This is a genomic window from Pseudomonas oryzihabitans (assembly GCF_014522265.1).
GTDB lineage: Bacteria > Pseudomonadota > Gammaproteobacteria > Pseudomonadales > Pseudomonadaceae > Chryseomonas > Chryseomonas aestiva.
Genome location: NZ_CP017024.1, coordinates 2,490,837 through 2,515,757, shown reverse-complemented (window position 1 = coordinate 2,515,757; position 24,921 = coordinate 2,490,837). Strand labels below are relative to the sequence as shown.

Below are 24,921 nucleotides of genomic sequence, written 5' to 3'. Positions count from 1 at the left end.
CACCATGATGATGGCCCTCGGCAATTTCATCTTCAGCCTCTATACCCTCGCCTACCAGGAGCTGCAGCGGCAGACCGACTACCGCCACGCCAGCAGCTCCCGCGTGGGCGCCGCGCCGGCGCGCCAGTTCTTGGGCAAGGGCGACGACAGCATCACCCTGCCCGGCTGGCTCGCCCCGGAGCTCGCCGGCACGCCCAGCAGCCTGGACGTGCTGCGCTACATGGCCGGTACCGGCGGCGCCTGGCCGCTGATCGAGGGCAGCGGGCGGATCTACGGGCTCTGGGTCATCGAGAGCATCACCGAGACCAAGACGCTCTTCTTCTCGGACGGCACCCCGCGCCGCATCGAGTTCAGCATCGCCCTGAAGCGCGTTGACGACGACACAGGACGCGAGCTGCTCGGCGCCAGCATGGCCGGCATGGGCACTCTGCTGAGGAAACTGCTGTGATCCAGGAGCTGCTCGACACCGCCACTGGCCAGCTGCGCACCCTCGGCCGCGACCTGGTGCAGGGCGCTACCTATGCCCAGGCGCGCTACCAGATCCTGGTCGACGGCAAGGACATCAGCGCCCTCATCGCGCCGCGGCTGATCAGCCTGGACCTGACGGACAACCGCGGCCTCGAGGCCGACCAGCTGAGCCTGGTGCTGTCCGACCACGACGGCCTGCTGGCCATCCCGCCCCGGGGCGCCAAGATTCGCCTCTGGCTGGGCTGGTCCACCACCGGACTGATCGACAAGGGCAGCTACATCGTCGACGAGACGGAGCACAGCGGCGCTCCCGACGTGCTGAGCATCCACGCCCGCAGCGCCGACCTGCGCAAGGGCCTCAAGACCAAACGGGACCAGAGCTACAGCGCCACCACCCTGGGCGCCGTGCTGCGCGTCCTGGCCGCGCGCCAGGGCCTCGCCCCGCTCATCGCGCCCGACCTCGAGGCGCAGCAGGTCCTGCAGCTGGATCAGACGGGCGAATCGGACGCCAACCTGCTGACTCGCCTGGGCGAGGACTATGACGCGGTGGCCACCGTGAAAGCGGGCCGGCTGCTGTTCCTCCCGGCCGGCGGTGGCAAGTCGGTCAGCGGTGCCGATCTGGGCCACGTCACCCTCACCCGCAAGGACGGCGACCAACACAGCTACCTGCAGGCCGACCGCGAGAGCTACGACGCCGTCCGCGCCTTCTACTACGACGTCAACAGCGCGAAAAAGAAGGAGGCCATCGCCGGCGGCGGCGAGAACGTGAAAGACCTACGCCACACCTACACTGACGAGCTCTCCGCGCTGCGCGCCGCCCGGGCCGAGTGGAACCGCCTGCAGCGCGGTACCGCCACCCTCACCTACCAGCTCGCCCTGGGCCGGCCTGAGCTCGTGCCCGAGCTCACCTACACCCTGCAGGGCATGAAGGCCGAGATCGACGCCATCATCTGGTACGGGGGCAACGTGCAGCACAGCCTCACGGCGGACGGCGGCTACACCACACGCCTGGAGCTCGAAGCCAAGCTGCCGGAGGACCTGGTCGCCGACCTGGTCGACGAGATCCAAGGCGACTACACCGGGATCATCGCCTACTACCGCGACCCCAAGACCGGCAAGGAGCACACACTCACCGAGGGCGACCAGAGCAAGCCGCGGCGGCTGCGGCACCTGTACGCCACCAAGGCGACGGCGAAGCGAGCTGTGGAGCGGGAATGGGCGAAAACCCTGCAATCCGAACGCTGATTAAAGCTTTCCGGAGAACGACCGCTACATGGATAAGTCCTATAGATACGCTTGGTCGGCCGACAGGCTGTATATCAGCACAGTTAATGACAATGAACCTTTAGTCACCTAAACTATGTTATATCTGTCGCTCGCCATATCACAAAGGCACACAGACAGTCAATACCAGGCAACGGAAGCCGACCGGAGGTTTGATGGTACAGCTCAAAACGAAAGCTAGTAGTTTACATGACAGACTAGTAGCAACAGTTGAGCGTAGTGAGCCAATCACTCAATTCGAAATTAAAGCTTTTGAGCGTGAAATCTCCGAGATTAAAGCGATCAACCTTGTATCAGGCTTGATGCTGGAAGGTATTTTATACGCAATCTCTGAAAACGAGGCGGCATGCAATAAGGCACATAGGCAGTCTATTGCAGCAGCGCCTCACAACTCACAAGTCCATTGTAATTATGGCGTCTCTCTAAAGAAATTTTTGCATTATGGAGAATCCGTTGACTACTTTTACAAAGCTGTCAAACTTTCTCCGCGCTCCCTCGCAGCCATTGGATACCTGCTTAACTTGATACTACTTACCGGAAGAATAGAACTCCTTCCGGATGTAGTATACGAGTGCAAGGACAAGCTGCCTGAAGTTCCATTTGAGGAGTTGCCCTACATGAACGCCGCTCTCCAGTATGCCGATATAGCAGAGCGCCTAAAGATCTCCAGTAAAGATCTTCAGGCCGTTTCAGCCAAGGTCGAGGAAATTGCAAAGCGACGTAATCTTGCATTGATGTCCTTTACTCACAGGCAAGGTAATTTCGGTGGGCAGGGCATCTTGCATGCAATGTTCGCTGTAAACGCGGACGGTAAAACTTTGTTCGAAATGAATGAAGAGCTACATGATTTTATCGCTGAAGATCTAAATATAGAGTCCTGGGAAAAGCTTTCTTTTAGCTTCCGCAGGTTTCCGGCTGAAGACAATCGAAAGGAGTTCGAAATTGTCAGTTAATCTTAACGAAATCCAGCAGGAAGCTGTTCGTCTATGTGAGGACGCGGACACTGAGATAAAGTATCGCAACGCGATATCTCGGATGTACTACAGCCTCTATCACTACGCTTACGATTTCGCTGAAAACAACTACACCCCTCCCCAAGCGCCATACCAGGACCTTCTCACGCGAAATTGCGGGAGCTGCTTTCTCAAGACCTTGGGAAGGATATGGATCGCCGTAGGATGATCCGCAAGCTTGGAATTTCCCTGCGCACGCTTCACGAAAGAAGATGCGATGCAGATTATCAGTTGAACTCGGGATTCTGTGCCGAAGATGTCGAGGATCACAAGCTAAGATGCTTAGCTCGTATCGACGACATTCAACAGCTTATATTGGCACCGGCTGCTTAACTGGGCAGTCGTTAATATCGGGTTAAATAAAATTTACCCCGCCCGCGGTAACTCCCCCACCGCGTCGTATACCCCCGCGACAATAGCTCCCGCCGCATCTGCCAGCCCGGATCGGCGGGAACCCGCCCTACGTGCAGCGCCGCCCGCCCGTACCGCGCGTTGATCCGGTCCACCACCTGCATCAGCTCGCTGGGTCGTCCCTGCCCGGCCGGGGCGAAGAGATCCGGGGTGAATTCGTCCGTCTGGACGATGCTGCCCAGCACCACCGCGCACTTCGAGTAGGCGTAGCCCTCGCGATAGATCGGGTCCAGTCCGGCCAGCGCGGCCTGCACCAGAGTGCGCGTGTCATCAGTCGGGTGCGCCAACTGGATACCGATGCTGCGGTAGTAGCGGCGCTCCTCGGGTTCGTGCTGGCCTGTCTGAATGCTCACCAGCAGCGTGGAGCACAGCGACCCCTGCTCGCGCAGCTTCTCGGCAGCCCGGGTCACATAGGTGGCCATCGCCTCGCGTAGCGCTTCGAGGCGGTACACCCGGTGGCCGAACATCCGCGAGCTGATGATCTCCTTCTTCAGCGGCGGTGCTTCATGCAGGCGCATCCACTGCTCGCCGCGTAGCTCTCGCGCCGTCCGCTCCAGGACGCGGGAGAACTCCTTGCGCAGCATCCGTAGGTCGGCCCGGGCCAGCTCCTCGGCCGTGGTGATCCCGAGCCCCTGCAGCCGAGTGGTCAGCTTGCGGCCCACGCCCCACACATCACCCGCTGGTGCCAGCGGCAGCAGGCGCCCCTGCCGAAGCGAGTCGGTGAGGTCCACTACCCCTCCCGTCGCGCGCCAGGTCTTGCCGGCCCACTGGGCCAGCTTGGCCAGTGTCTTGGTCGTCGAGATTCCCACGCCGACCGGGATGCCGACCCAGCGCCGAACCCGCGCCTGGATCTCCCGGCCGAGCGCGTCGAGGTCGCCCGGCATACCAGTGAGATCCGCCCAGCATTCGTCGATGGAGTACACCTCCAGGTCCGGCACCATGCCTTGGATGGTCCGCATCACTCGATTCGAGACGTCAGCATAGAGTTCGTAATTGGAGCTGAAGACAGCAACGTTGTGCTGGCGCAGGAAGGCCCGATTCTGGAAGTACGGCACGCCCATGCCGATGCCCAGGGCTTTGGCTTCGCGGCTTCGGGCGATCACACATCCATCGTTGTTCGACAGCACCACCACCGGCCGCCCGTTCAGCTCTGGCCGGAACAGCCGCTCGCAGCTGCAGTAGAAGGAGTTGCAGTCGATCAACGCGTAGACGCTCATGGCCGAAGGTCTCGCATCAGGAAGTCCACCACGCCCCAGAGCTCCACTTCGCCGATCAAGTCCAGAGGCCGCGGGTGGCCATCACGCCCTATCGTCGCTAGCAGCTGCTGCCGCTCCTGGGTGGTCAGCACCGTGCAGAGCCGGTGCTCACAGTCGGCCACCACGATCACCGCTCGCCCGGGCTCGACATCGCCGGCACGGTCCACGACCAGGACGTCACCCTGATGGATGCTCAGCCCCGCGAGGGCCTCGCTGTTCACCAACCAGAGCCAGAGGTTGGGTGCGCCCCAGCCAATCGCCTCATCGATCGAGAGTGGCAGCTGCGCGTGATCCTCGGCCGGGCTCTGGAAGCCGGTGATCTTCAACCGCGCCTGGGAGAGCGCGAGCTGCGCGAGTCTGCGACCCCGTGTCTTGAAAGCGTCCATGATGGCACCCTGATACTGTACATTTAAACAGTATAGGTGCTGGCTTTAGAGAGAGGTCAACAGACGAAGCGACGAGTGGTGTCTACGGGCGGGGAGGTAAGGGACCGGCAGCCCAGCGCAGGCTGCGCGTCAACAGCAGGATGCGCCCCTGATCGGCGCTGGAAAGGTGACGGAAGGCATCAAGCATTTCTCGCTCGACTTCCACCAGGCGCACAGCGTCTTCTCGACGTTGTCGCGGCTCAGCCTGGGTGTAACTCACCTGCTCCATGGTTGCATGCCCCTCACATTACTGTATTTGTATACAGTACATTTTGTGACGTAGGTCGCCAACCCTTAAGGGTTACTTAATACGAAAAGCCCGGCGTAGAGGCCGGGCTTGTAGATCAGGGCTTAGGGCAGCGGGCAAGCGCTCGCTGGATCATCTCAGTAGGTATCGGGACTTTCCAAGTCGTGCCAGTGCCAACCGATTTTGGATCGTCGCGCCAGATCTCGGTCAGATCATGCCAGCCCATCTTCGCTGCCTTGGATCGTGCCGAGCCATTGACGGCGTAGGTGGTGTCGCCAACGAGCACGACGGTATAAGCCGGTGGCTCGCAATCCAGTAGCACGGCAGGCACGGTAAAGGGCCATTCCTGGCCGTACTCTTCTGCCGTGATCTTCTCGCGATCTGCTGTGGACGGCGCACCCAGAACCTTGATGAAAAACCAACCCGCGACCGTGATGAACGCCAGGCCGTAGAAGTAGTGCTTCAGACGGATACCTGGGTTCTTGACCCCGCAACCAGGGCAAACCTTGGCCGTCGGCGCCACCTGGTGGCTACAGGTCTTACAGGGCGTCAGCGCCATGCGACACCTCCTGAAAAGGAGGCAGGGAGGCAGCTCGCGAGCGAGCGATGGTGATGGGTCATGGAACTGCTCCTTGTGGAATCCGTGCTTCCCGGCCCCCATGGCCGGGGCCGACAGGGCTTACGCCTTGCCGGAGTCCAGTGCGCCGTCCTGAGCGGCGAGGGCGAAGGTCATTCGGCGAACAGCATCTTTGCTGACGTCGGACATTCCCCTGTAGTAGGTGACGACTTCCTGCTCATCTGGAGCAAGGGCAACTTCTTCCAAAGGCTGGCGCTTCCCGGTCAGCACGTAAAGCACGTCGACGCCTGCTGCAGCGACGGCCTCCAGGTATACGGAATCAGGATTCCGTTCTCCCTTCTCGTACTTTCCTTGCGAGTTTCGATTCACGCCGCCCAGTTGACCTAATTCATCCTGCGTCAACTGCAGGCGGTCTCTTTCTTGGCGCAATCTGTCGCCTAATGCACGCGCTTGCACACAAATTCCTTTGACATGCGTCCGCTCGGGTGCATAATCAGCATCGAATGAACACGATTGAACACAGATGAACACTATGCCCGCCCCTCTTACCCCTGAGCAAGCCCGCGCCAAGCTGGACCGAGCGGGCATATCCCTAGCCGAGTTCTGCCGTACCCATTCGCTAAATAAAAATCTGGTCAGCGACCTGCTCAACGGCCGCAAGAAAGGTCGCCGGGGCGAGTCGCACCGTGCGGCAGTTCTACTCGGTATCAAGCAGGGCGAGATCCCGACTGCCAATGCGGCGCAACTGTAGGGCCAGCTGGCCCAGGGAGATACTGGAAGATGAAACGCCCTGCCCTAGAAACCCGCCGCCAGGTCATCAGTGCCGTGATCTGTGCATATCCCGGTGGTCGCGAATGCGCCGCAGCCCGCCTCGGCCTGCCGCTCAAAAAATTCGATAACCACGCCTACGAGACCGCCGGCTGCCGCCCGCTGAGTGACGCCCAGATCCTGCTGCTCGAGCAGGAGACCGGCACCACCCACCTGGTGGACTACCTGGCCTATCAGTACGGCGGCTTTTTCGTGCGCCAGGCCGAGATCGGCGACCTGGACAACCTGGACCTCTACGCCCGCTCGGTGAAGACCGCCGTCAAGCGTGGCCTGGTGGACCAGATCATCGGCCAGGCGCTCGAGGACGGCGTCATTGATGCGAAGGAGATCGAGCAGATCCTCGGCGCGCATCGCCGGCATATGGCGGCACGCGAGGAAGAGGTCTGGGCGGTGATCACGCTGCACGCGGCCAAGGCAACGGGCCCAAAACACTAGCCTGACGGCGAACCCTGAAAGCCTGCTAGGACAGCGGGCACGTAGTCGGCGCGGAGCGCCAGAAACCGGCCAGGCCGGAGCCGCCACAGGCGGCAGGGAAGATAGATGGCTTTGTTCAAGAAACAGAAGAAGGGGCAGTTCTGGTGCTGCTTCTGCGGTGCGCCCCTGGTCTGCCGGACCAGCTGGTTTGCCCACGTGTTCCTGCGACAGCAGGTATTCCAGTGTCACTTCGCGCCCTGCAGCGCATCGTTTTACGCCCATACCGAGCTGACCCACCTGGCCAGCCCAAGTGGATTGCCGAATGCGCCGGCTTGCGAGTTACCACCCAGCACCAGCCACCTCAACGCCATGGCGCAGAAGGTGTACGAGAACAACTTGGTCATCCGCGAAGAGCAGCTGAGTTTGCTCCAGGACGAGATCGAGGAAGACCAGCAGCAGCACGTCAGAGAGGACATCGCATCGTGACCACCACCAACCACCCCGCCGACTACCTCGACACCATGCAGGCTGCTGCCCTGGCCTACCTGCGCAACCACGAAGCAAAGCACCTCGGCCGCAGCCAGGCCCTGCAGGATGCCGCCGCCGCGCACCTGCAGCTGATGGGCGTGCCCCAGCACACCGCCGAGCGCTTGGTCGCTCGTGCCAGTGATCAACTCGAAGCCCTCAAGGGCCACCGCTTCCTGGACATCGATGCCAGCACCGGCGACGTCGTTGTCCTGGTCAACCCGGCCACTGGCCTGCGCTACTGCATTCCGGTCGTGGAGATCTTCGACGCCCTGATCGACGAAGACCCCGGCACGCGACAGAACGCCTCCCGCTAAGCCCCTGAATACCTGATCCATGCCCGCCTTGCGTGGGTATGGGTGAACTGCGCCTTTTTGCAGCGAGAAACATCATGCCGAACACCCTCAACGTCCACCTCGAGCTGCCGGCCGAAGCCGCCGAAGCCTTCGCCCGCTGGCTTCAAGGCCGAGCCGACTACACCGTCCAGCAGCACTGGGGTGAGCCCCGCTACGTGCGTATCGAGGACCTCACCAACCGCCGCGCCGCCATCCTCCGCCGCTTCCCCTCCCAGCTCGCCGCCGACCAGACCGCCCGCTTGATCCGCGCTCAGCTCGCCACCCAGGAGGCCAACTGATGCGCCGCCAGCTCGATGTCACCCTTCACCGCAACGCCGGCCAGCCCCTGGTCGTTTCCAATGACGGCGCCCTGGGCAAGGAAGACTTCTGGACCCCTGCCGAGCTGCGCGAGCTCGCCCGCGCCTTGAACATCCTGGCCACCGACGCCGAACGCCATGAGGGCGGTGACCTGCGCCTGGTGCGCGACCTCGGTACCGGCCGCGCGGCGGAGTTCTGAGCATGTACCAAATGGATCACCAGCTCCGCGCCGACGTGCTGCAGCGCCTCGAGGCTGACCTCGGCCTGCGGCACATCAACGGCACGGACTACATGCGCAAGGGCACCTGCCCGGCGTGCCACAAGACCGAGCTCTTCACCAGCCACGCCAATCCCTGGGTGGTGAAGTGCGGCCGCGAGGCGAAGTGTGGCCAGACCTGGCACGTCAAGGAGCTCTATAGCGACCTGTTCGAGGACTGGTCCGAGCGCTTCAAGCCCACCAACGACGCCCCGGCCGCTAGTGCCGATGGCTACCTCCAGTTCGCCCGCGGCTTCGATCTGGGCTTGATCAAAGGCTGGTACACCCAGGAGAACTACTGGGACCGCGACCTCGACATCGGCTCGGCCACCGTGCGCTTCGAAATGCCCGCCGGCGGCTACTGGGAACGGCTGATCGATCGCCCGAATCGCTTCGGTAGCAAGAAAGCCCGCTTCAAGCCGGCCTGGAGCTACAAGGGCAAGCTCTGGGTGCCGCCGACCGTTGACCTGCTGCTGGTCCAGGAGCTGTGGATCGTCGAGGGGATCTTCGACGCCATCGCCCTGCTGCATCACGGCATCCCGGCCGTCTCCATGATGTCGAGCGCGCCCTTCCCTGAGGAAGCCCTCAAGGAGCTGGCCCGTACCCGCGGCCCCAAGCTGCCGAAACTGGTCTGGGCCCTGGATAACGAGCCGACCGCCAGGGAGAACATCCGCAAGTGGGTACGCCTGGCCAAGGACCTCGGCTATCGCAACCAGGAAGCCGCTCAGATTCCGCAACCAGGTGGCCGCAAGGTCGACTGGAACGATCTGCACCAGCGCTGGATGTTCGAGAAAGAGGACAAGCGCAAAGACCGCATTGAGCGAGACCTGGAGATCGCCCACCACCAAGGCACCCTGCTGCTGGCCGACTCCCCCAAGGAGAAGGCGCTGCGGATCTACGGCTTCGAGGAAGCGAGCAGCGAGTTCTACTTCGACTTCGGCAACCGCATGTACTGGGCCAAGTTCGACCTCAGCAAGCTGGACGAAGAGCAGCGCGCCATCCTGGACAGCGACGAGCCCGAGGACCGGATGCTCAACGAGAACAGCGCCCGCCGCCGCGCCCTGGAGAACGTCTGCTCGCTCAAGTTGCTGGCCAACTGCAACTTCGAGACCCTCTACAAGCAGATCAGCGAATCCACCGGTGAGGCCTGGTACTACCTCCGCGTCAACCCGCCCCACGACGGCCCGGCCGAGAAGCTGGCCTTCACGCCCAAGCAGATGGCCTCGAGCGGTGAATTCAAGGCCAAGCTCTTGCACGCCGGCGCCACCTGGCTCGGCACCCAGAAGCACCTGGACCAGATCGTCATCACCCAAACCGAGGGCGTGAAGACCGTCGAGACCATCGACTTCATGGGCTACAGCAAGGACCACCAGGCCTACATCTTCAACGACATCGCCTGCCACAACGGCAACGTGGTCAAGGCCAACAGCGAGGACTACTTCGAGCTGGGCAAGCGCCGGGTGAAGTCCCCGTCGCTGTTGAAGATCAAGGCGCAGCCCGATAGCACCGGCTACCGCGAAGACTGGTTGCCCAAGCTCTGGCTATGCTTCGGTGCCAAGGGCCTGATCACCCTCACCTACTGGTTCGGCTCCCTGTTCGCCGAGCAGATCCGCGGCCAATACGAGAGCTTTCCCTTCCTGGAAGTGACTGGCGAGCCCGACGCCGGCAAGTCCACCCTACTGGTCTTCATCTGGAAGCTGTTCGGCCGAAACTACGAAGGTTTCGACCCGACCAAGGGCTCGGCCTCTGGCCGCAGCCGCGCCATGGGCCAGGTTGCCGGCATGCCGGTCGTGCTCCTCGAGGGCGACCGCAACAGCGATGCCGCCAACACCAAGAGCTTTGACTGGGACGAGCTGAAGGACTTCTTCGGCGGCGGTCTGCTGCGGACCCGCGGCGTCAAGAACAACACCAACGAAACCTACGAGCCGCCTTTCCGCGGGACCATCGTCATCAGCCAGAACGCGCCGGTGACGGGCCACGAAGCCATCCTCTCGCGGATCGTGAAGCTGCACTTCACCAAGCCCAAGATCACCGAGGCCAGCAGCGCGGCCGCGGACGCCATCAACCTGATGGAGATCGAGGAGCTGAGCCACTTCCTGGTCAAGGCCATCAAGGCCGAGCCCCAGGTCATGGCCCTATTCGCCGAGCGCTACCCGCACCACCGTCAGCGGCTGCGCAAGATGAGCGCCCTGCGCTCGGCCCGGGTGGTGAAGAACCACGCCATGATCCTGGCCCTGGTGGACTGCCTGGCCCTGATCCTGCCGCTGAGCGAGACCCACCTGGCTGCCTGTGATCAGCAGCTGCTGCAGATGGCCATGGAGCGCCAGAGCGCGATCAGCGCCGATCCAGCCGAGCTGGACGAATTCTGGGCCGTGTACGACTACCTGGAATCGCGCGGCGACCACGCCATGGTCAATCACGCCAAGAAGCCCGACGACCTCATCGCCATCAACCTCAACCAGTTCGCTGAGAAGGCCGCTGAGTTCAAGCAGAAGATCCCGGACCTCAACACCCTGCGCCGCATGCTGCCCGACTGCCGCCGGCACAAGCTCCTGGGCATCAACGTTTCCACGTCCAGCGCGATTCGCACCCGCGAAATGCTGCGCAACCCCCTGAGCGAGAAGAAAGAACCCAACGTGAAGTGCTGGCACTTCAAGCCCTGATCTGCCCCCCCCAAGGAGAGACACCATGCAGCAATACCACTACCGCTCCACAGACCCTGCAGTCGTCGCCATCGTCCAGGACTGCTTCAACCAGCGCCAAGCCCTGCGGCTCGCTGCTGATCGTCTGGGCGAGGCTTTCCGCGGTGAGGTCGCCCTGCTGCGCTCCACGACCGACGTCATGCCCGGCGGCATAAAGCTCAAGGGAGGCCAGGAGCTGGACGTCCACTGGTGCCGACCTGATCAGTGGGGCTTCCGTCGCCTGCGCGTCAAGCCGAAGACGGCCAAGGGCATGCCCAAGGCGGAGCGCGAAGCCCTCCAGGTCGAGCACCAGCGTCTGGTCCAGCTGTGGCAGGAGCACTGCCCGGCGTCGCTCGACGTGCATGCGTTCTGGGATCGCCTGGGCGTGAACACCGGCAACCTGCTGCTCAGCGGCGGCCTGTTCTTCACCCAGCACGGCTCAGCCTACTTCTGCCTGGGCTTCTGCATCGACCAGGACAAGCACCTGGCCAACGTCGCCGCAGGCAAGCCCAGCGCTGGCTGGATCGACGGTGCGGAGGAGATCCTGCCCAGCCACTACGACGCCGCCCGCCGCGACTACAACCGGGAGGCAGCTTGAGGGCCGGGAGCGCCCAACTGTTCGTGATCGAGGAGAGAAGGTCCGGATCCGCTGAAGGGACGCCGGAAAGAAAGAGGCCTGGGGAGCGCCAACTCGCCCAGGCCGACCACCACCACTGGAGAAACATCATGCCTAACGTAAACCAGCGCAGTAGCAATGCTCAGCCTATCACGCTCCACCCGGCCCTGGTGCAACGCTGCCAGGCCACCGCCCTGCTGGGCGAGGCGGTCATCCGCTACCAGGTCAGCCGCTCCAGCGGCGATCGCATCCACCTCCTCGCCCTGGCCAGCATGGCCAACACCCTCGGCGCCCTGACCGCCGAGGACGCCGAGGTCATCGAAACCACCCTGGCCAAGCCGGCCCAGCAGCACACCGGAGCAAGCGCATGAAGCACCGCATCGACATCGTCATCGACCTGGAAACCCTCGGCCAGTGCAACAACGCCCCGATCCTGTCCATCGGCGCCGTTGCCGTGACCGGTGCCGGCACCGCCACCGCGGCGATCGCCGGCGAGTTCTACAGCCGCGTCGACCTGGAATCCGCCATCGCCCGCGGCGCCGTGCCTGACAGCGAAACCATCGAATGGTGGTGGCAGCAGTCGCCCGAGGCCCGGGCCGAGATCGACGGCAGCCGCGATCGGGACGACATCCGGGCCGCGCTGCTGCTCTTCTCCGCCTGGCTGCTGCAGCAATCGACGCCTAAAGCCGACCAGGACGGCTATCTCGCCGACGTGGAACGGCGGATCTGGGGCAACAGCCCAAGTTTCGACTGCATCATTTTGGGCAACGCCTACCGTATCGGCGACAACCTGGTGCCCTGGCACCACCGTGAGGAGCGAGATCTGCGGACCCTGCTGGACCTGTACCCCGCCGCCAAGCTGCGCGACTTCGAGGGCATCCGCCACCACGCCCTGCACGACGCCCGCCACGAAGCCCACCAGCTGATCCAGGCCTTGTCCGTCCATGCCCTCCGCTTGGACTGCGCCAAGGCCGAAGCCAGCCGAGTGGCATCGCTGGAGCATTCCTACCAGCAGCCCACTGATCAGCAGGTCAGGTAATGCCGATCGAGGACGTCCAACAGCTCCTCGAGGCCGAGGCGCGCGCCTGGATCGGTAAGGGCTACAGTTCGCCCGAGCGGGTCCAAGAGTTGCGGGCAACCATCACCAAGCATCGCGGCGCTGCCGCGGCTGAGAACCTGATTCAAGAGATGCGCCGTCAGTACCGGCGCCTACGTGAGGAAGAGACCAATGGCCAGCAAGCTGGATAGATTTCTGCGCGAGGAAGAGGTGGTCGCGGTGACCTCTCTCTCGCGCGCCACCATCTGGCGACTGGTGAAGGCCAGCCAGTTTCCGCCGCCGGTCAACATTACCCCTGGTCGGGTCGGCTGGCGTGAGTCGGCCATTGCCGGATGGCAGAGCGACCCGATGAGATGGCAAGGCGGGGCTGCGTGAGCAGCCCCTTTTACTTGCTGACGTTCCGCTCCAACCACTCAGCCCACACCTGCAGACCGGCCCGCTTTTCCTCGAAGTAGTCATAGCGGTCATAGTGCTTCGACGATACGTCGTTAAAGGCGTGCCCTTGGATCCGGTCCCGCAACTCCTTGCTCAGCCCGGCGCTGGCCATCAGCGTCTTGCAGGTCCGTCGCAGGTCGCGCAGCGTGAACGGCCCGGCGAATGCCTTCTCATGCCGCTGATAGAGCTTTGTCACCGCCCTGGACAGTGACTGCACGTTGAGCGGCTGGCCCAGGACCCGGCCCTGGAACGGATAGGTACTCTGCTCATCGATCTCGTCCATCGTGTGCAGCACCTGACGCATCGGCTCGTTGAACGGCACCACGTGCAACTGCCGCTCCCCCTGGACCCGGCCCTTCGCGCTGCGAATCACCAGGTGGTCGTCGTGGTACATCGATCGATCAGACGCGAGCAGCTGCTCCGGCCGCTGACCTCCGGCGGCGATGAGGAAGCGGAGCAGCTCGGCGGTGGTAAGAGACAACTTCTCCGGCAGCAGCTGCCAGAGCGTCCGGAGTTCGACCTTCGACAACGCCCGGTCTCCAGGCTGCTCCCAGTCCTCTTGCACTGGGATGCTGGCCACTGGATTGCTCTGCAGGCCGAAGCGCACCTTCACCTGCAGATAGCTACGCGGGTTGTATTCCTGCTCAAGTCCCGCCTGGAACGCTGCGTGCAGCTGCGATCGCACTCGGTTGCAGTAGGTAGTGACGCCGTTATCGATCATCCGGCTGATGATGTCCCGAATGTCCGCAGGACCGATCAGCGATGCCGGCCGCTTCACCAGTCCCGGGAATGGCTCGCAGACGTAATGCCGAAACGACCAGGCCACATTACCAGCCGAGGCCGCCCCCTCCCCTTCCAGCTTCGCCAGATACGAATCCAGCAGCTCCTGGAAAGTGCCAGCGGCCGCCACCAGCTCCTTTTCGTCCCGGCAGCGATCGCGCGCATCCGTCAGCGTCAATGCCGGCCAGTTACCCAGCTTGCGCTTGCTCTTCTGCTCGCCGATCCGGCGCTGGTAATAGAACTCCTTGGAGCCATTGGGCCGCACCCGGAGCACCAGGACACCCTCGCCCCGGGCAGTGCGGCCGTCTGAAACCGAGTACTCCTTCTCTCGCGGCTTGAGTGCGCGGATCTGCTTTTCCGTCAGCATGTTTGGGGTCCGTTTCTGGGGGCCGTTCGCCGGAATCAAGGTGGTTTCGCCTGAGACGAGGTGAGACAGCCCAAGGGTATGGAAGCCCGCGATTCTACTGGCTTCCAGCGCCAATCTGACACTTCATGAATCAGCCTGAGATTCTAGGCGGAGCAGTTTCCCAAGCTCATGACGAGGGTTCGATTCCCTTCGCCCGCTCCAGATTTCAGGCGGCCTCCAATCAGTCCTTGCGGACACGCTGATTGGGGGCCGTTGCGTTTCCGGGCTCTGCCAAGGGGTTTTGCGTGCGCGAAACCTACCCCGCTACCAGGCTCCTCACCCGCTGCGCCAGGGCCTCCACCGCGAAGGGCTTGGTGAGGATCGCCATGCCGGGCTCCAGGTGGCCGTCGCTGAGCAGCGAGGTTTCGGCGAAGCCGGTGATGAACAGCACCTTGAGTGCCGGACGCTGGACCCGGGCGGCGTCGGCCAGCTGGCGACCGTTCATGCCGCCGGGCAGGCCGACGTCGGTGACCAGCAGATCGATACGGGCATCGGAGTGCAGCACTTCCAGGCCGCCGGCGCCGTCGGCGGCCTCGATGATGACGTAGCCCAGTTCGCGCAGCAGATCGGTCACCAGCATGCGCACCGTGGGTTCGTCGTCGACCACCAGCACCGTGGCATGGGCACCTTCCAGCAGACCGGGCTGGCCCGCTGCCAGAGGCGAGCCGCATGGTCGCCCCACCGGTCGCAGGGGCAGGTAAAGGCAGACCGTAGTGCCTTCGCCTGGCATCGAGCGCAGCCGCAGCTGGCCGCCCGACTGGCGGGCGAAGCCATAGATCATCGACAGCCCAAGGCCCGTGCCCTGCCCCATCGGCTTGGTGGTGAAGAAGGGTTCGAAGGCCTTGGCGGCGACCTCCGGCGGCATGCCGCTGCCGGTATCGGTCACGCTCAGGTGCAGATAGCGCCCGGGGGCCAGTTCGAAATCGCGGCTGTCCCCTTCGCCGAGGGTGCGATGACTGGCGGCGATGAGGATACGCCCGCCCTTGGGCATGGCGTCGCGCGCGTTGATGCACAGATTGAGCAGGGCGTTTTCCAGCTGGGACTGGTCCACCAGCAAGGGCTGGTCGTCCGGCAGACTGGTGAAGTGCACCTGGATGGCCGGCCCCACGGTGCGCTGCACCAGGTCGAGCATGCCGCCCACCAGCTGGTTGACCACCGTGGCCTCCGGGGCCAAGGTCTGGCGGCGGGCGAAGGCCAGCAGCCGGTGGGTCAGGGCCGCGGCGCGCTTGGCGCTGCCCTGGGCGGCCAACAGGTATTTTTCCAGCTCGGTGAAGCGCCCCTGGCCGATGCGCAGACTCATGAGGTCGAGGCTGCCGGAGATCCCCGCGAGCAGGTTGTTGAAATCATGGGCCAGGCCGCCGGTGAGCTGGCCGACCGCTTCCATCTTCTGCGACTGGCGCAGGGCTTCTTCCGAGCGGCGCAGTTCCTCGGTGCGCTCTTCGACGCGCTGCTCCAGGGTGGCGGTCAGGTCGCGCAACTCCGCCAGGGCACGGTCGCGCTCGTCGGCCAGGGCACGCCGGGCATCCACGTCCAGCAGCACGCCGGGGAAGCGCAGCGGGGTACCGTCCGGAGCCAGTTCGACGTGGCCGTTGGCCTCCAGCCAGTAGTAGCGGCCGTCGCTGCGGCGGACCCGGTACTGGTGGGCATAGCGCCCACCGCGCGCGATGACGTCGGCGATGGCCGCGGCCAGGCCGGCCTGGTCGTCCGGGTGGACGGTGGCCACCACCTGCGCCAGGCTCAGGCCATCGCGGCCCAGCGCCGGGTCGAGGCCGAAGTTGATGGCGAAGGCCTCGTCGACGGTGAATCTGTCGGTGGGCAGGTCCCAGTACCAAGTGCCGATGATGGCACCGGCGGCGAGGGCCAGTTGTACACGCTCGGCGGCGGCCAGCACGCTGCTCTCCGCGGCGCGCGCGCTGTCGCGCTCGTCGATGCGCGCCGAGAGTTCCTGTTCGAGGGTCAAGTTGTGCCGGCGCAGGGCGGCCTCGGCCACATCGCGCTGGTGGTGGGCCTGGACGCCGGCAGTGGTCTCGGTGGTTATGTTGAGCATGCCGACGATGGCCTCACCGTCACGCAGCGGGCTGTAGGAAAAGCTCCAGTAGGTGTCCTCGGGATAGCCGTTGCGGGTCATCACGAAGTGCTTGTCGACGAAGTGCAGTGCCTCGCCGGACAGCGTCCGCTCGATCAGCGGCGCGATCTCGTCCCACAGTTCCGCCCAGACCTTATCGATCGGCTGCCCCAATGCGGCAGGATGTCGCGCGCCGAGAAAGGGGGCGTAAGCCTGGTTGTAGATCAGCGTCTGCTCCGCGCCCCAGGTGGCGCACATGGCGAAGGGGGACGCCATCAGCAGGTCGTAGGTAGTCCGGAGGGCCACGGGCCAGCTGGCGCGCGCGCCCAGTGGCGTGGTTTCCCAGGCGAAACTTTCGAGATAGGACAAGGGACGACTCACTGGCAGAGGCACTGAGGGATCTCGTGGCCGTCCGGGTCCGCTGCAGGAGCCCGGATGGCCATGATAGGCAGGTACGAGCCTGCCTGCCAGAGTTCCAGGTGACCGACGGCGCCGCCGCCCCCATCAGTGGCAGGCCGGCCCTGCGGCATGCTGTCCCGGTGAAACGACTGGCACGTCCGCCGTGCATCTCTTACCGTGTGGCCCCCGCTGTCGCTGTCAGGTATCCGCTCGTCATGTCCGCGTCTTCCACCCCGCCCGAGGGGCTGCAACGCAGCCTGTCCAATCGCCATCTGCAACTGATCGCCATCGGCGGCGCCATCGGCACCGGCCTGTTCATGGGCTCGGGCAAGACCATCGCCCTGGCCGGCCCCTCGATCCTGCTGGTCTATCTGATCATCGGCAGCGCCCTGTTCTTTGTCATGCGCGCCCTGGGCGAACTGCTGCTGTCGGACCTGGACTACAAGTCCTTCATCGACTTCTGCACCGATCTGCTCGGCCCCTGGGCCGGCTTCTTCTGCGGCTGGACCTACTGGTTCTGCTGGATCGTCACCGCCATCGCCGATGTCATCGCCATCGCCGCCTATGCCCAGTTCTGGCTTCCAGGCCTCGCCCCCTGGATCCCGGCGCTGCTCTGCGTGCTGCTCCTGCTGGGGCTCAACCTGGTCACCGTGCGGCTGTTCGGCGAGCTGGAGTTCTGGTTCGCGCTGATCAAGATCGTCGCCATCTGCGCGCTGATCGTCACCGGCTTCGGCCTGGTGCTCTGGGGCTTCCAGTCGCCCTCGGGCAACGTCGCCAGCCTGGCCAATCTGTGGAACGACGGCGGCGTCTTTCCCATGGGGCTGGGCGGTTTCTTCGCCGGTTTCCAGATCGCCGTCTTCGCCTTCGTCGGCATCGAACTGGTGGGTACCACCGCCGCCGAAACCGCCGATCCGCGACGCAACCTGCCGCGGGCGATCAATTCCATTCCGCTGCGCATCCTGGTGTTCTATGTGCTGGCGCTGGTGGTGATCATGGCGGTGACGCCCTGGCGCCAGGTGGTGCCGGACAAGAGCCCCTTCGTCGAACTCTTCGTGCTGGCCGGCGTGCCCATGGCCGCCAGCCTGATCAATTTCGTGGTGCTGACCTCGGCCACCTCCTCGGCCAACAGCGGCATCTTCTCCACCAGCCGGATGCTCTATGGCCTGGCCCGCGAAGGTCATGCGCCACGCGGCCTCACCCGCCTTTCGCGGGCGGCGGTGCCGGCGCGCGGGCTGGTGCTGTCCTGCCTGTGCCTGCTGCTGGGTACGGTGCTGATCTACCTGATCCCCAACCTGGTCACCGCCTTCACCCTGGTCACCACCCTGGCCGCGGTGCTGTTCATGTTCGTCTGGTCGCTGATCCTGCTGGCCTGGCTGGCGTACCGCCGCAACCGTCCGGAGCGCCATGCCGCCTCGGCCTTTCGCCTGCCCGGCGGACGCTGGGTGTGCTACGGGGTGCTGGCCTTCTTCGCCGCGGTGCTGGTCCTGCTGACCCTGCAGGACGACACCCGCCAGGCGCTGCTGGCCAGTCCGCTGTGGTTCCTGCTGCTGGGCGTGGGCTACTGGTGGCGCGGGCGGCGGGCGGTACGCGCCGGCTAGACTGGCGCTGGGCGCTCAGCCCACCGTCCAGAGTTCATCGCGCCGGGTGGTGTAGCGCGGGCTGAGCAGGTCGCGGCGCATCTGCCAGGCGGGATCGCGCGGAATCCGTGCCGGTCTCAGGGTCTCGCGACCGAACCGGCCGTTGATGGCGTCCAGGGTCGCCATCAGCCGCGCAGCGGCCGGATCCGGGGCGGCGGCGAAGAGATCCGCCGCCACCTCGCCACGGCCGCAGAGATCGAGCAGCAGCACCTCGGCCTTGGCATAGCCGAAGCCGTCGCGAAAGATCTCGCGCAGGCCCGCCTGGGCCTGGTCGTTGAGCACCCGGGTGTCGTCGCTGGGCGCCGGCAGGTTGAGCAGGGCGGCATTGGCGTAGCGGCCGTCGTCGGCGCCGTGCATGCCGGTCTGGATACTGACCCTCAGGGTGCGACAGAGCGAGCCCTGGGCGCGCAGCTTTTCCGCGGCGCGGGCGGTGTAGCTGGCCACCGCCTCGGCCAGGGCGCCGAACTGGTACTGGCGGCGCCCGAACATGCGACTGCTGCAGATCGTCTGCCGTGGCGCTTCCAGTTCCTCCAGGCTCAGGCAGGCCAGTCCGCGCAATTCCCGTGCGGTCTTTTCCAGCACCACGCTGTAGCGCTGGCGCAGCGACCAGGCGTCCTGCCCGGCCAACTCCCAGGCCGTGGTAATGCCCTCCCCGCGCAGGCGCGCGGCCAGGCGTCGGCCGACCCCCCAGACGTCTTCGATGGGCGAATGCTTGAGCACCCAGTCGTGCACTGCCGGGTCGCGCAGATCCAGCACCCCGCCGGTGCGCGCCGGCCAGCGCTTGGCGGCGGCATTGGCCAGCTTGGCCAGGGTCTTGGTGCCGGCGATGCCGACGCTGACCGGGATACCCGTCCACTTCTGCACCCGCGCCTGCAGGCGCTGGCCGAGGGCATCCAGGGGTTCGGGCAGGCCGGCCAGATCGGCGAACACCTCGTCGATGCTGTAGCGCTCCAGGCGCGGCACCAGGGTCGCCAGGGTGCGCATCACCCGATCGCTGAGATCGCCATAGAGGGCGTAGTTGGAACTGAAGGCCTCGACCTCGCCGCGCCGGGCCAGTTCGCGGACCTGGAACCAGGGCGCGGCCATGGCGATGCCCAGGCGCTTGGCCTCGGCCGAGCGGGCGATCACGCAGCCGTCGTTGTTCGACAGCACCACCACCGGCCGCTGCGCGAGATCGGGGCGGAAGACCCGCTCGCAACTGCAATAGAAGGCGTTGCAGTCGATCAGCGCCAGCACCGACTCAGCCATGGCCGAAGCGCCTCAGGCTGTGGGTGGCGACGCCCCAGACCTCGAAGTCGTCGCGCTCGCCGATGACCAGGGGCGCATAGGCGGGATTTTCCGCCAGCAGGACGAAATGGGCGCCGCGCCGGCCGAGGCGCTTGAGGGTGGGTTCGCGATCGCGCACCGCCACCACGATGTCGCCGACCCGTGCCGGCCTGGCGCGATCGACGATCACCAGATCGCCGGCAAAGATCCCGGCGCCGGTCATGCTGTCGCCACTGACCTGGATGACATAGGTGTGGGGCGCGCGCAGGTCGACCAGTTCGTCCAGCGAGACCTGGCGCTCCAGATGATCCTGGGCCGGCGAGGGAAAGCCGCACGGCAGGCGAAAATCATAGAGCGGCAGCCGGGTCTCGGACGACTCCAGGCAACCCAGGACGGTAACGGACATGACAAGGCGCTCCTGCGGATAACTGTCTATTTATACAGTTATCCGCAGCTGCCGTGTTGTAAAGTCCGACCTAACCCTCGCCGATGAGCGGCGCCCTCAGGCGCTGAGGCGAAAGCGCGAAACGATGCCGCGCAGGTCCTGGGAGAGACCGGCGAGACGCTCGGCGGTGCCGGCATCGGACTCGATACCGGTCAGGACCTGCAGGGTGCTGGCGCGGATGCCGGTGGTGTTGCGGTTGATGTCTTCAGAGACCGCCGCCTGCTGTTCCGCGGCACTGGCGATCTGCACGTTGACGTCGACGATGCGCTCCACCGCGGCGCCGATGCTGGTCAGGCTGACGCTGGCCTGCTCGGCCGCCGCGACGCCGGTCAGGGCATGGCCGCGGCTGGCCTGCATCTGCCCGACGGCCTCGCCGGTGGCGGCCTGCAACTGCTCGATGATGCGGCGGATTTCCTCGGTGGAGGTCTGGGTGCGCGAGGCCAGGGTGCGGACCTCGTCGGCCACCACGGCGAAGCCGCGGCCCTGCTCGCCGGCCCGAGCGGCCTCGATGGCGGCGTTGAGCGCCAGCAGGTTGGTCTGCTCGGCGATGGTGCGGATCACCGCGATGACCCCGCCGATGGCCTGGCTGTGGGTTTCCAGGGCCGCGACCTTGGTGGCGCTGAGGTCCACCTCGGCGGCCAGGGCCTCGATGGCCTGTTGCGTCTGCTGCATCACCCGGGTGCCTTCCCGGGTGGCCTGATCGGCCTGCTGGGCCGCGGCCACGGCGCCTTCGGTGTTGTTGGCGACGTCCGCCACGCTGGCGGTCATCTCGGTGATGGCGGTGGCCACCTGATCGGTCTCGCCCTGTTGCGTCTGCATGGTCGAACGGGCCTGGCCGATGGAGCCGGCCAGGGACCCCGAGGCCTCGGCCACCGCGCTGGAGGCCTGATCCACCTCGCGCAGCGAGCGACCGAAGGCCTCCAGCATCGCGTTCAGGCTACGGCCGATGTCGGCGATCTCGTCACGCCCGTGCAGGGCGGCGCGGCGACTCAGATCGCCCTGGGCGGCGGCGGCGGTCACCCCGACCAGTTCGGCGATCCCCAGGCGCATGGCCTGGTAGATGCCGGCGAAGGTGTAGGCCAGCAGCAGCAGGGCACCCAGGATCAGGCCCACGACCAGATTGCGCAGCGTGGTCGCATGGGCCAGCCGCTCGGCCAGCATCTGGGAGAGAACCCCCTGCGTTTCCTCCTGCACCTTGAAGTAGCGCGCGACCACGGCATTGCCTTGGGCCCCCAGGGCGCGTCCGTCGACCTTGCCCTCGCCATTCATGGCGGACAGCATGCCCTGACGGAAATTGGCGTAGTCATCCGCCGCCTGGGCCAGGGAACCCTTGAGGCGCTGCGCCAGTTCCGGCGCTTGGCGCGCCAGGAGTCTAAGGCCCTGCTCCAGTTCGTCGGCGGTCTGCCGCTCCTGGCGCACCACCCCGCGCGCCACGTTGAGACTGGCCGGATCGAAGCTGTTGGTGGCGCTCAGACCGGTAGCCAGGCCACGCAGCTGGCCGATGAGGTTGATTTCCCGCGGCAGACGCACGGAGCTGATGTCGATAAGAAAGAGACTGGTGTAGTCCGAATCCAGCGCCAGCCCTGAGGTGGCCGAGACGTAATAGAAGAAGTTCAGCGTCTGGATCAGTTGCTGGTTCCAGGCTTCGAATACCTCCAGCGCGGTGCCCGAGGTTCCCTGCAGCAGGCGCTCGACGCCCTGCCGCAACTTGCTCAGGCGGTCGCCGGTTTCAAGCTGGGTGCCGAGTTCGCGATCCAGCCGGCCGAGATCGTCATAGGCCTTGAGCAGGTTGTCACGGTTGTTCTGCCAATCCTGCTGGGCCGAGGCATCGCCATCCTGGAGCCGTTTGGTCAGGGCGCGCTGCAGCATGCTCAGGCGAGCGATGGGCGCCAGTTGCGTCAGATAGCGCTGACCGTCGATTTCCTGGGCCAGGCCGGCCCGCTGTTCCTGGATATCCTGATAGAGATAGACGCTGAGAAACACCAGGGGCACTAGGATGATGGCCGCCAGGCAGGCGAATTTGGCGGGGAATCTCAGGCGATTCATTAGGCTTACGACAGGGGTCAACAGATTCATGGCGAGCTCACGGGCGGCAGGAGGGGTCACTCGGGCTGTACCGCCCAATTTGTGACCTAATAGACAGAGTTTTCTGTAACAGTTCTATCGCTATCGGCCTGCCGTCTCGCTTATATGGCCCTTTGCCACTCAACGGTCGAAAGGCGTCTCCCAACGGTTGTAGGATGGCTCTGGCATGTATGATGTAGTGATTCTCAATGCCCTTGTGCTGGATGGTCGCGACCGTCCGGGCCGGGTTCTCGACGTGGCGATTGCCGGCGAGCGTATCCAGGCACTCGGTCAGTTGGCCGGGCAACCGGCACGGGAGGTCCGCGATGGCCGCGGCCTGGCGCTGGCGCCCGGCTTCATCGATGTCCATACCCATGACGACACCATGGTCATCCGCCGCCCTGAGCAACTGCCCAAGCTCAGTCAGGGGGTCACCACCGTGGTGGTCGGCAACTGCGGCATCAGCGCCGCCCCGGTGCGGTTGCGTGGCGAGCCGCCGGATCCGCTGAATCTGCTGGGCCCGGCCGCGGCCTTCAGCTATCCCACCTTTACTGCCTATCGCGCGGCGGTGGAGCAGGCCCGCCCCGGCGTCAACGTCGCCGCCCTGGTCGGGCACACGGCGCTGCGCAGCAATCACCTGGACGATCTCCAGCGTGCCGCCACCCCTGCCGAGATCGCTGCCATGCGCGCCGAACTGCGCGACAGCCTGGCCGCTGGCGCTCTGGGGCTCTCCACCGGCCTGGCCTACGCCTCCGCCATGGCGGCGCCAACCGCGGAGGTGGCGGAGCTGGCCGCCGAGCTGGACGCCGTGGGCGGACTCTATGCCACCCATTTGCGCAGCGAATTCGCCGCGGTGCACGAGGCCCTGGACGAAGCCCTGGACATCGGTCGCCAGGCCCGGGCGCCGGTGGTGGTGTCCCACTTCAAGTGCGCCGGGGTGGACAACTGGGGCCGCGCGCCGGAGTTGCTCGGCGCTCTGGCGCGGGCCGCCCACGGCCAGCCGGTCGGCTGCGACTGCTATCCCTATGCCGCCAGCTCCTCCACCCTGGATCTCAGGCAGGTCACCGACCGCCACCGCATCACCATCACCTGGTCCACCCCGCATCCCGAGTGCGGCGGCCGCGACCTGGCCGCCATCGCCGCCGACTGGGGCCTGGACCTGCAGGCCACCGCCCGCCGCCTGCAACCGGCCGGTGCCGTCTACTACGGCATGAGCGAAGCCGACGTGCGCCTCATCCTCGCCCATCCGCTGAGCATGATCGGCTCCGATGGCCTGCCCGAGGACCCCTTCCCCCATCCGCGACTCTGGGGCGCCTTCCCGCGGGTGCTCGGTCACTTCAGCCGCGACCTCGGCCTCTTTCCCTTGCACACCGCCGTGCACAAGATGACCGGCCTCTCCGCCGCCCGCTTCGGCTTGGCGGGTCGCGGCCTGATCGAGCCCGGCGCCCAGGCCGATCTGGTGCTGTTCGACCCCGCCCGCATCCGCGACGTGGCCGACTTCAGCGAGCCGCAACGGCCTGCCGAAGGCATCGAAGCGGTCTGGGTGAATGGGCAACTGGCCTATGCACCGGGGCAAGCCATTGGCGAGCGTCATGGTCGCTTCCTGCCGCGCGCCGGGGATCTGCGGTCGACCTTCCCACGTTCCGCCTGAGCGCTACCAGGTAACGCCTCCAGCTGGTGCATCCCCGTTACCTTCCGCCACCTCCCGGTGCCCCTTGGCGCACCGGGAACCCCTTCGGCTGCCTGTCCCCCGTGCCAAGCCCTTGATTTGCAACGTCATGCGAATAGCTGGCACAGTCGCTGCAATCTATTCCGTTGTTACGAACATACTTCCGCTATAACGGAAAAGGAGACATGCGATGACAGGCAAGACGAAGGGGTGGAAAACGCTGGCGCTGCTGGTCGGCCTGGTCGCCATGACCGGCGCCCAGGCGGCCAAGCTGGATGACGTGCTCAAGCGCGGCCATCTGGTCGTGGGCACCGGCAGCACCAATGCGCCGTGGCACTTCCAGGGCGCCGACGGCAAGTTGCAAGGCTTCGATATCGATATCTCCAAGGTCATCGCCAAGGGCCTGTTCAACGATCCGGAAAAGGTCGAATTCGTCGTCCAGGGCTCGGATGCGCGCATCCCCAACCTGCTCACCGACAAGGTCGACATCAGCTGCCAGTTCATCACCGTGACCGCCAGCCGCGCCCAGCAGGTGGCCTTCACCCTGCCCTACTACCGCGAAGGCGTGGCCCTGCTCCTGCCGGCCAACAGCCGCTACCAGCAGATCGACGACCTCAAGGCGGCCAAGGGCGACCTGACCGTGGCCGTGCTGCAGAACGTCTATGCCGAGGAACTGGTGCACCAGGCGCTGCCCGGCGCCAAGGTCGACCAGTACGACAGCGTCGACCTGCTCTACCAGGCCCTGGGCACCGGCCGCGCCGACGCCGTGGCCACCGACCAGTCCTCGGTCAAGTACCTGATGACCCAGAATCCCGGCCGCTACCGCTCGCCCGACTACGCCTGGAGTCCCCAGACCTACGCCTGCGCGGTCAAGCGCGGCGATCAGGACTGGCTGAACTTCGTCAACACCGCCCTGCACGAGGCCATGACCGGTGTGGAATTCCCCACCTATCAGGCGTCCTTCAAGAAGTGGTTCGGCGTCGAGCTGCCCTCCCCGGCGATCGGCTTCCCCGTCGAGTTCAAGTGATCCTGGCCCCGGCGCGG

General features: G+C 65.1%; 27 protein-coding genes. 18 read left to right on the top strand and 9 right to left on the bottom strand.

Translation table 11 applies throughout. The features are described 5' to 3' along the window. The first annotated feature begins 4 nt into the window (after window positions 1–4). The 3 genes from BGI51_RS11620 to BGI51_RS11610 all read left to right on the top strand — a co-directional run bounded on the left by BGI51_RS11620 (window position 5) and on the right by BGI51_RS11610 (window position 2,705). On the top strand, window positions 5–448 hold the full coding sequence (locus BGI51_RS11620; RefSeq protein WP_187981232.1) for a phage tail protein: 444 nt from the start codon (window positions 5–7) through the stop codon (window positions 446–448). Then, window positions 445–1,713 (top strand): phage late control D family protein, encoded by a 1,269-nt coding sequence (locus tag BGI51_RS11615; protein WP_187981231.1) that lies wholly within the window; start codon window positions 445–447, stop codon window positions 1,711–1,713. The genes BGI51_RS11620 and BGI51_RS11615 overlap by 4 nt, the downstream gene beginning before the upstream one ends. A 194-nt stretch (window positions 1,714–1,907) precedes the next feature. Continuing rightward, window positions 1,908–2,705 (top strand): hypothetical protein, encoded by a 798-nt coding sequence (locus tag BGI51_RS11610; RefSeq protein WP_187981230.1) that lies wholly within the window; start codon window positions 1,908–1,910, stop codon window positions 2,703–2,705. 404 nt (window positions 2,706–3,109) lie between these two features. Here BGI51_RS11610 and BGI51_RS11605 read toward each other — a convergent pair whose 3' ends face one another. From BGI51_RS11605 to BGI51_RS11590, 4 genes are all read right to left on the bottom strand, one after another. Next, window positions 3,110–4,393, bottom strand: a complete 1,284-nt coding sequence (locus BGI51_RS11605; RefSeq protein WP_187981229.1) for a Y-family DNA polymerase — start codon at window positions 4,391–4,393, stop codon at window positions 3,110–3,112. Next, a complete protein-coding gene (locus tag BGI51_RS11600; RefSeq protein WP_108582886.1) occupies window positions 4,390–4,818 on the bottom strand; it encodes a hypothetical protein in 429 nt (142 codons plus the stop codon). The genes BGI51_RS11605 and BGI51_RS11600 overlap by 4 nt, the downstream gene beginning before the upstream one ends. A gap of 383 nt (window positions 4,819–5,201) precedes the next feature. Next, on the bottom strand, window positions 5,202–5,663 hold the full coding sequence (locus BGI51_RS11595) for a DUF2511 domain-containing protein (protein ID WP_187981228.1): 462 nt from the start codon (window positions 5,661–5,663) through the stop codon (window positions 5,202–5,204). Between the two features lie 120 nt (window positions 5,664–5,783). Continuing rightward, window positions 5,784–6,137: a helix-turn-helix domain-containing protein gene (locus tag BGI51_RS11590; RefSeq protein ID WP_252977273.1), complete on the bottom strand. Its 354-nt coding sequence runs from the start codon at window positions 6,135–6,137 to the stop codon at window positions 5,784–5,786. Between the two features lie 76 nt (window positions 6,138–6,213). Here BGI51_RS11590 and BGI51_RS11585 point away from each other — a divergent pair, with 76 nt between their 5' ends. The 12 genes from BGI51_RS11585 to BGI51_RS11530 all read left to right on the top strand — a co-directional run bounded on the left by BGI51_RS11585 (window position 6,214) and on the right by BGI51_RS11530 (window position 13,086). After that, window positions 6,214–6,432: a DNA-binding protein gene (locus tag BGI51_RS11585; protein WP_187981313.1), complete on the top strand. Its 219-nt coding sequence runs from the start codon at window positions 6,214–6,216 to the stop codon at window positions 6,430–6,432. Window positions 6,433–6,461: 29 nt separating this feature from the next. Next, entirely contained in the window at window positions 6,462–6,944 is a 483-nt protein-coding gene (locus BGI51_RS11580; RefSeq protein WP_187981227.1) for a YmfL family putative regulatory protein, read from the top strand. Window positions 6,945–7,049: 105 nt separating this feature from the next. Then, complete coding sequence (locus BGI51_RS11575) at window positions 7,050–7,409, top strand: hypothetical protein (RefSeq protein ID WP_187981226.1); 360 nt, start codon at window positions 7,050–7,052, stop codon at window positions 7,407–7,409. Next, window positions 7,406–7,765, top strand: a complete 360-nt coding sequence (locus tag BGI51_RS11570; RefSeq protein ID WP_187981225.1) for a hypothetical protein — start codon at window positions 7,406–7,408, stop codon at window positions 7,763–7,765. The genes BGI51_RS11575 and BGI51_RS11570 overlap by 4 nt, the downstream gene beginning before the upstream one ends. Window positions 7,766–7,839: 74 nt before the next feature. Next, the gene (locus tag BGI51_RS11565) at window positions 7,840–8,082 is read left to right on the top strand and encodes a hypothetical protein (protein ID WP_187981224.1); all 243 of its coding nucleotides are present in this window, start codon (window positions 7,840–7,842) and stop codon (window positions 8,080–8,082) included. Further along, the gene (locus BGI51_RS11560; protein ID WP_115946732.1) at window positions 8,082–8,300 is read left to right on the top strand and encodes a hypothetical protein; all 219 of its coding nucleotides are present in this window, start codon (window positions 8,082–8,084) and stop codon (window positions 8,298–8,300) included. The genes BGI51_RS11565 and BGI51_RS11560 overlap by 1 nt, the downstream gene beginning before the upstream one ends. 2 nt (window positions 8,301–8,302) lie before the next feature. Beyond that, a complete protein-coding gene (locus BGI51_RS11555; RefSeq protein ID WP_187981223.1) occupies window positions 8,303–11,020 on the top strand; it encodes a toprim domain-containing protein in 2,718 nt (905 codons plus the stop codon). A gap of 25 nt (window positions 11,021–11,045) precedes the next feature. Further along, window positions 11,046–11,636, top strand: coding sequence for a hypothetical protein (locus BGI51_RS11550; RefSeq protein WP_187981222.1), 591 nt, complete (start codon window positions 11,046–11,048; stop codon window positions 11,634–11,636). 128 nt (window positions 11,637–11,764) lie between these two features. Further along, complete coding sequence (locus tag BGI51_RS11545) at window positions 11,765–12,025, top strand: hypothetical protein (protein ID WP_115946729.1); 261 nt, start codon at window positions 11,765–11,767, stop codon at window positions 12,023–12,025. Further along, on the top strand, window positions 12,022–12,693 hold the full coding sequence (locus BGI51_RS11540) for a 3'-5' exonuclease (RefSeq protein WP_187981221.1): 672 nt from the start codon (window positions 12,022–12,024) through the stop codon (window positions 12,691–12,693). The genes BGI51_RS11545 and BGI51_RS11540 overlap by 4 nt, the downstream gene beginning before the upstream one ends. After that, a complete protein-coding gene (locus tag BGI51_RS11535) occupies window positions 12,693–12,902 on the top strand; it encodes a DUF7696 family protein (RefSeq protein WP_187981220.1) in 210 nt (69 codons plus the stop codon). Before BGI51_RS11540 ends, BGI51_RS11535 begins: the two co-directional genes overlap by 1 nt. Further along, window positions 12,883–13,086: a helix-turn-helix transcriptional regulator gene (locus tag BGI51_RS11530; protein WP_115946727.1), complete on the top strand. Its 204-nt coding sequence runs from the start codon at window positions 12,883–12,885 to the stop codon at window positions 13,084–13,086. The genes BGI51_RS11535 and BGI51_RS11530 overlap by 20 nt, the downstream gene beginning before the upstream one ends. A gap of 10 nt (window positions 13,087–13,096) precedes the next feature. Here the strand turns inward: BGI51_RS11530 and BGI51_RS11525 are convergent, their stop codons facing one another. Then, window positions 13,097–14,293 (bottom strand): tyrosine-type recombinase/integrase, encoded by a 1,197-nt coding sequence (locus BGI51_RS11525; RefSeq protein ID WP_187981219.1) that lies wholly within the window; start codon window positions 14,291–14,293, stop codon window positions 13,097–13,099. A gap of 295 nt (window positions 14,294–14,588) precedes the next feature. Continuing rightward, the gene (locus BGI51_RS11520; RefSeq protein WP_187981218.1) at window positions 14,589–16,766 is read right to left on the bottom strand and encodes a hybrid sensor histidine kinase/response regulator; all 2,178 of its coding nucleotides are present in this window, start codon (window positions 16,764–16,766) and stop codon (window positions 14,589–14,591) included. Window positions 16,767–17,011: 245 nt separating this feature from the next. Here BGI51_RS11520 and cycA point away from each other — a divergent pair, with 245 nt between their 5' ends. Continuing rightward, a complete protein-coding gene (gene cycA / locus BGI51_RS11515; protein ID WP_187981217.1) occupies window positions 17,012–18,394 on the top strand; it encodes a D-serine/D-alanine/glycine transporter in 1,383 nt (460 codons plus the stop codon). 15 nt (window positions 18,395–18,409) lie between these two features. Here cycA and BGI51_RS11510 read toward each other — a convergent pair whose 3' ends face one another. The 3 genes from BGI51_RS11510 to BGI51_RS11500 form a co-directional block, all read right to left on the bottom strand. Then, window positions 18,410–19,681, bottom strand: coding sequence for a Y-family DNA polymerase (locus BGI51_RS11510; RefSeq protein WP_187981216.1), 1,272 nt, complete (start codon window positions 19,679–19,681; stop codon window positions 18,410–18,412). Next, window positions 19,674–20,105, bottom strand: a complete 432-nt coding sequence (locus BGI51_RS11505) for a LexA family protein (RefSeq protein ID WP_133862066.1) — start codon at window positions 20,103–20,105, stop codon at window positions 19,674–19,676. Before BGI51_RS11505 ends, BGI51_RS11510 begins: the two co-directional genes overlap by 8 nt. 96 nt (window positions 20,106–20,201) lie before the next feature. Further along, window positions 20,202–22,220 (bottom strand): methyl-accepting chemotaxis protein, encoded by a 2,019-nt coding sequence (locus BGI51_RS11500; RefSeq protein ID WP_144956058.1) that lies wholly within the window; start codon window positions 22,218–22,220, stop codon window positions 20,202–20,204. Window positions 22,221–22,395: 175 nt separating this feature from the next. Here BGI51_RS11500 and BGI51_RS11495 point away from each other — a divergent pair, with 175 nt between their 5' ends. Beyond that, the gene (locus BGI51_RS11495; RefSeq protein ID WP_144956061.1) at window positions 22,396–23,859 is read left to right on the top strand and encodes an N-acyl-D-amino-acid deacylase family protein; all 1,464 of its coding nucleotides are present in this window, start codon (window positions 22,396–22,398) and stop codon (window positions 23,857–23,859) included. A 265-nt stretch (window positions 23,860–24,124) separates the two neighbouring features. Continuing rightward, on the top strand, window positions 24,125–24,904 hold the full coding sequence (locus BGI51_RS11490; RefSeq protein WP_223855486.1) for a transporter substrate-binding domain-containing protein: 780 nt from the start codon (window positions 24,125–24,127) through the stop codon (window positions 24,902–24,904). The last annotated feature ends 17 nt before the right edge of the window (window positions 24,905–24,921 follow it).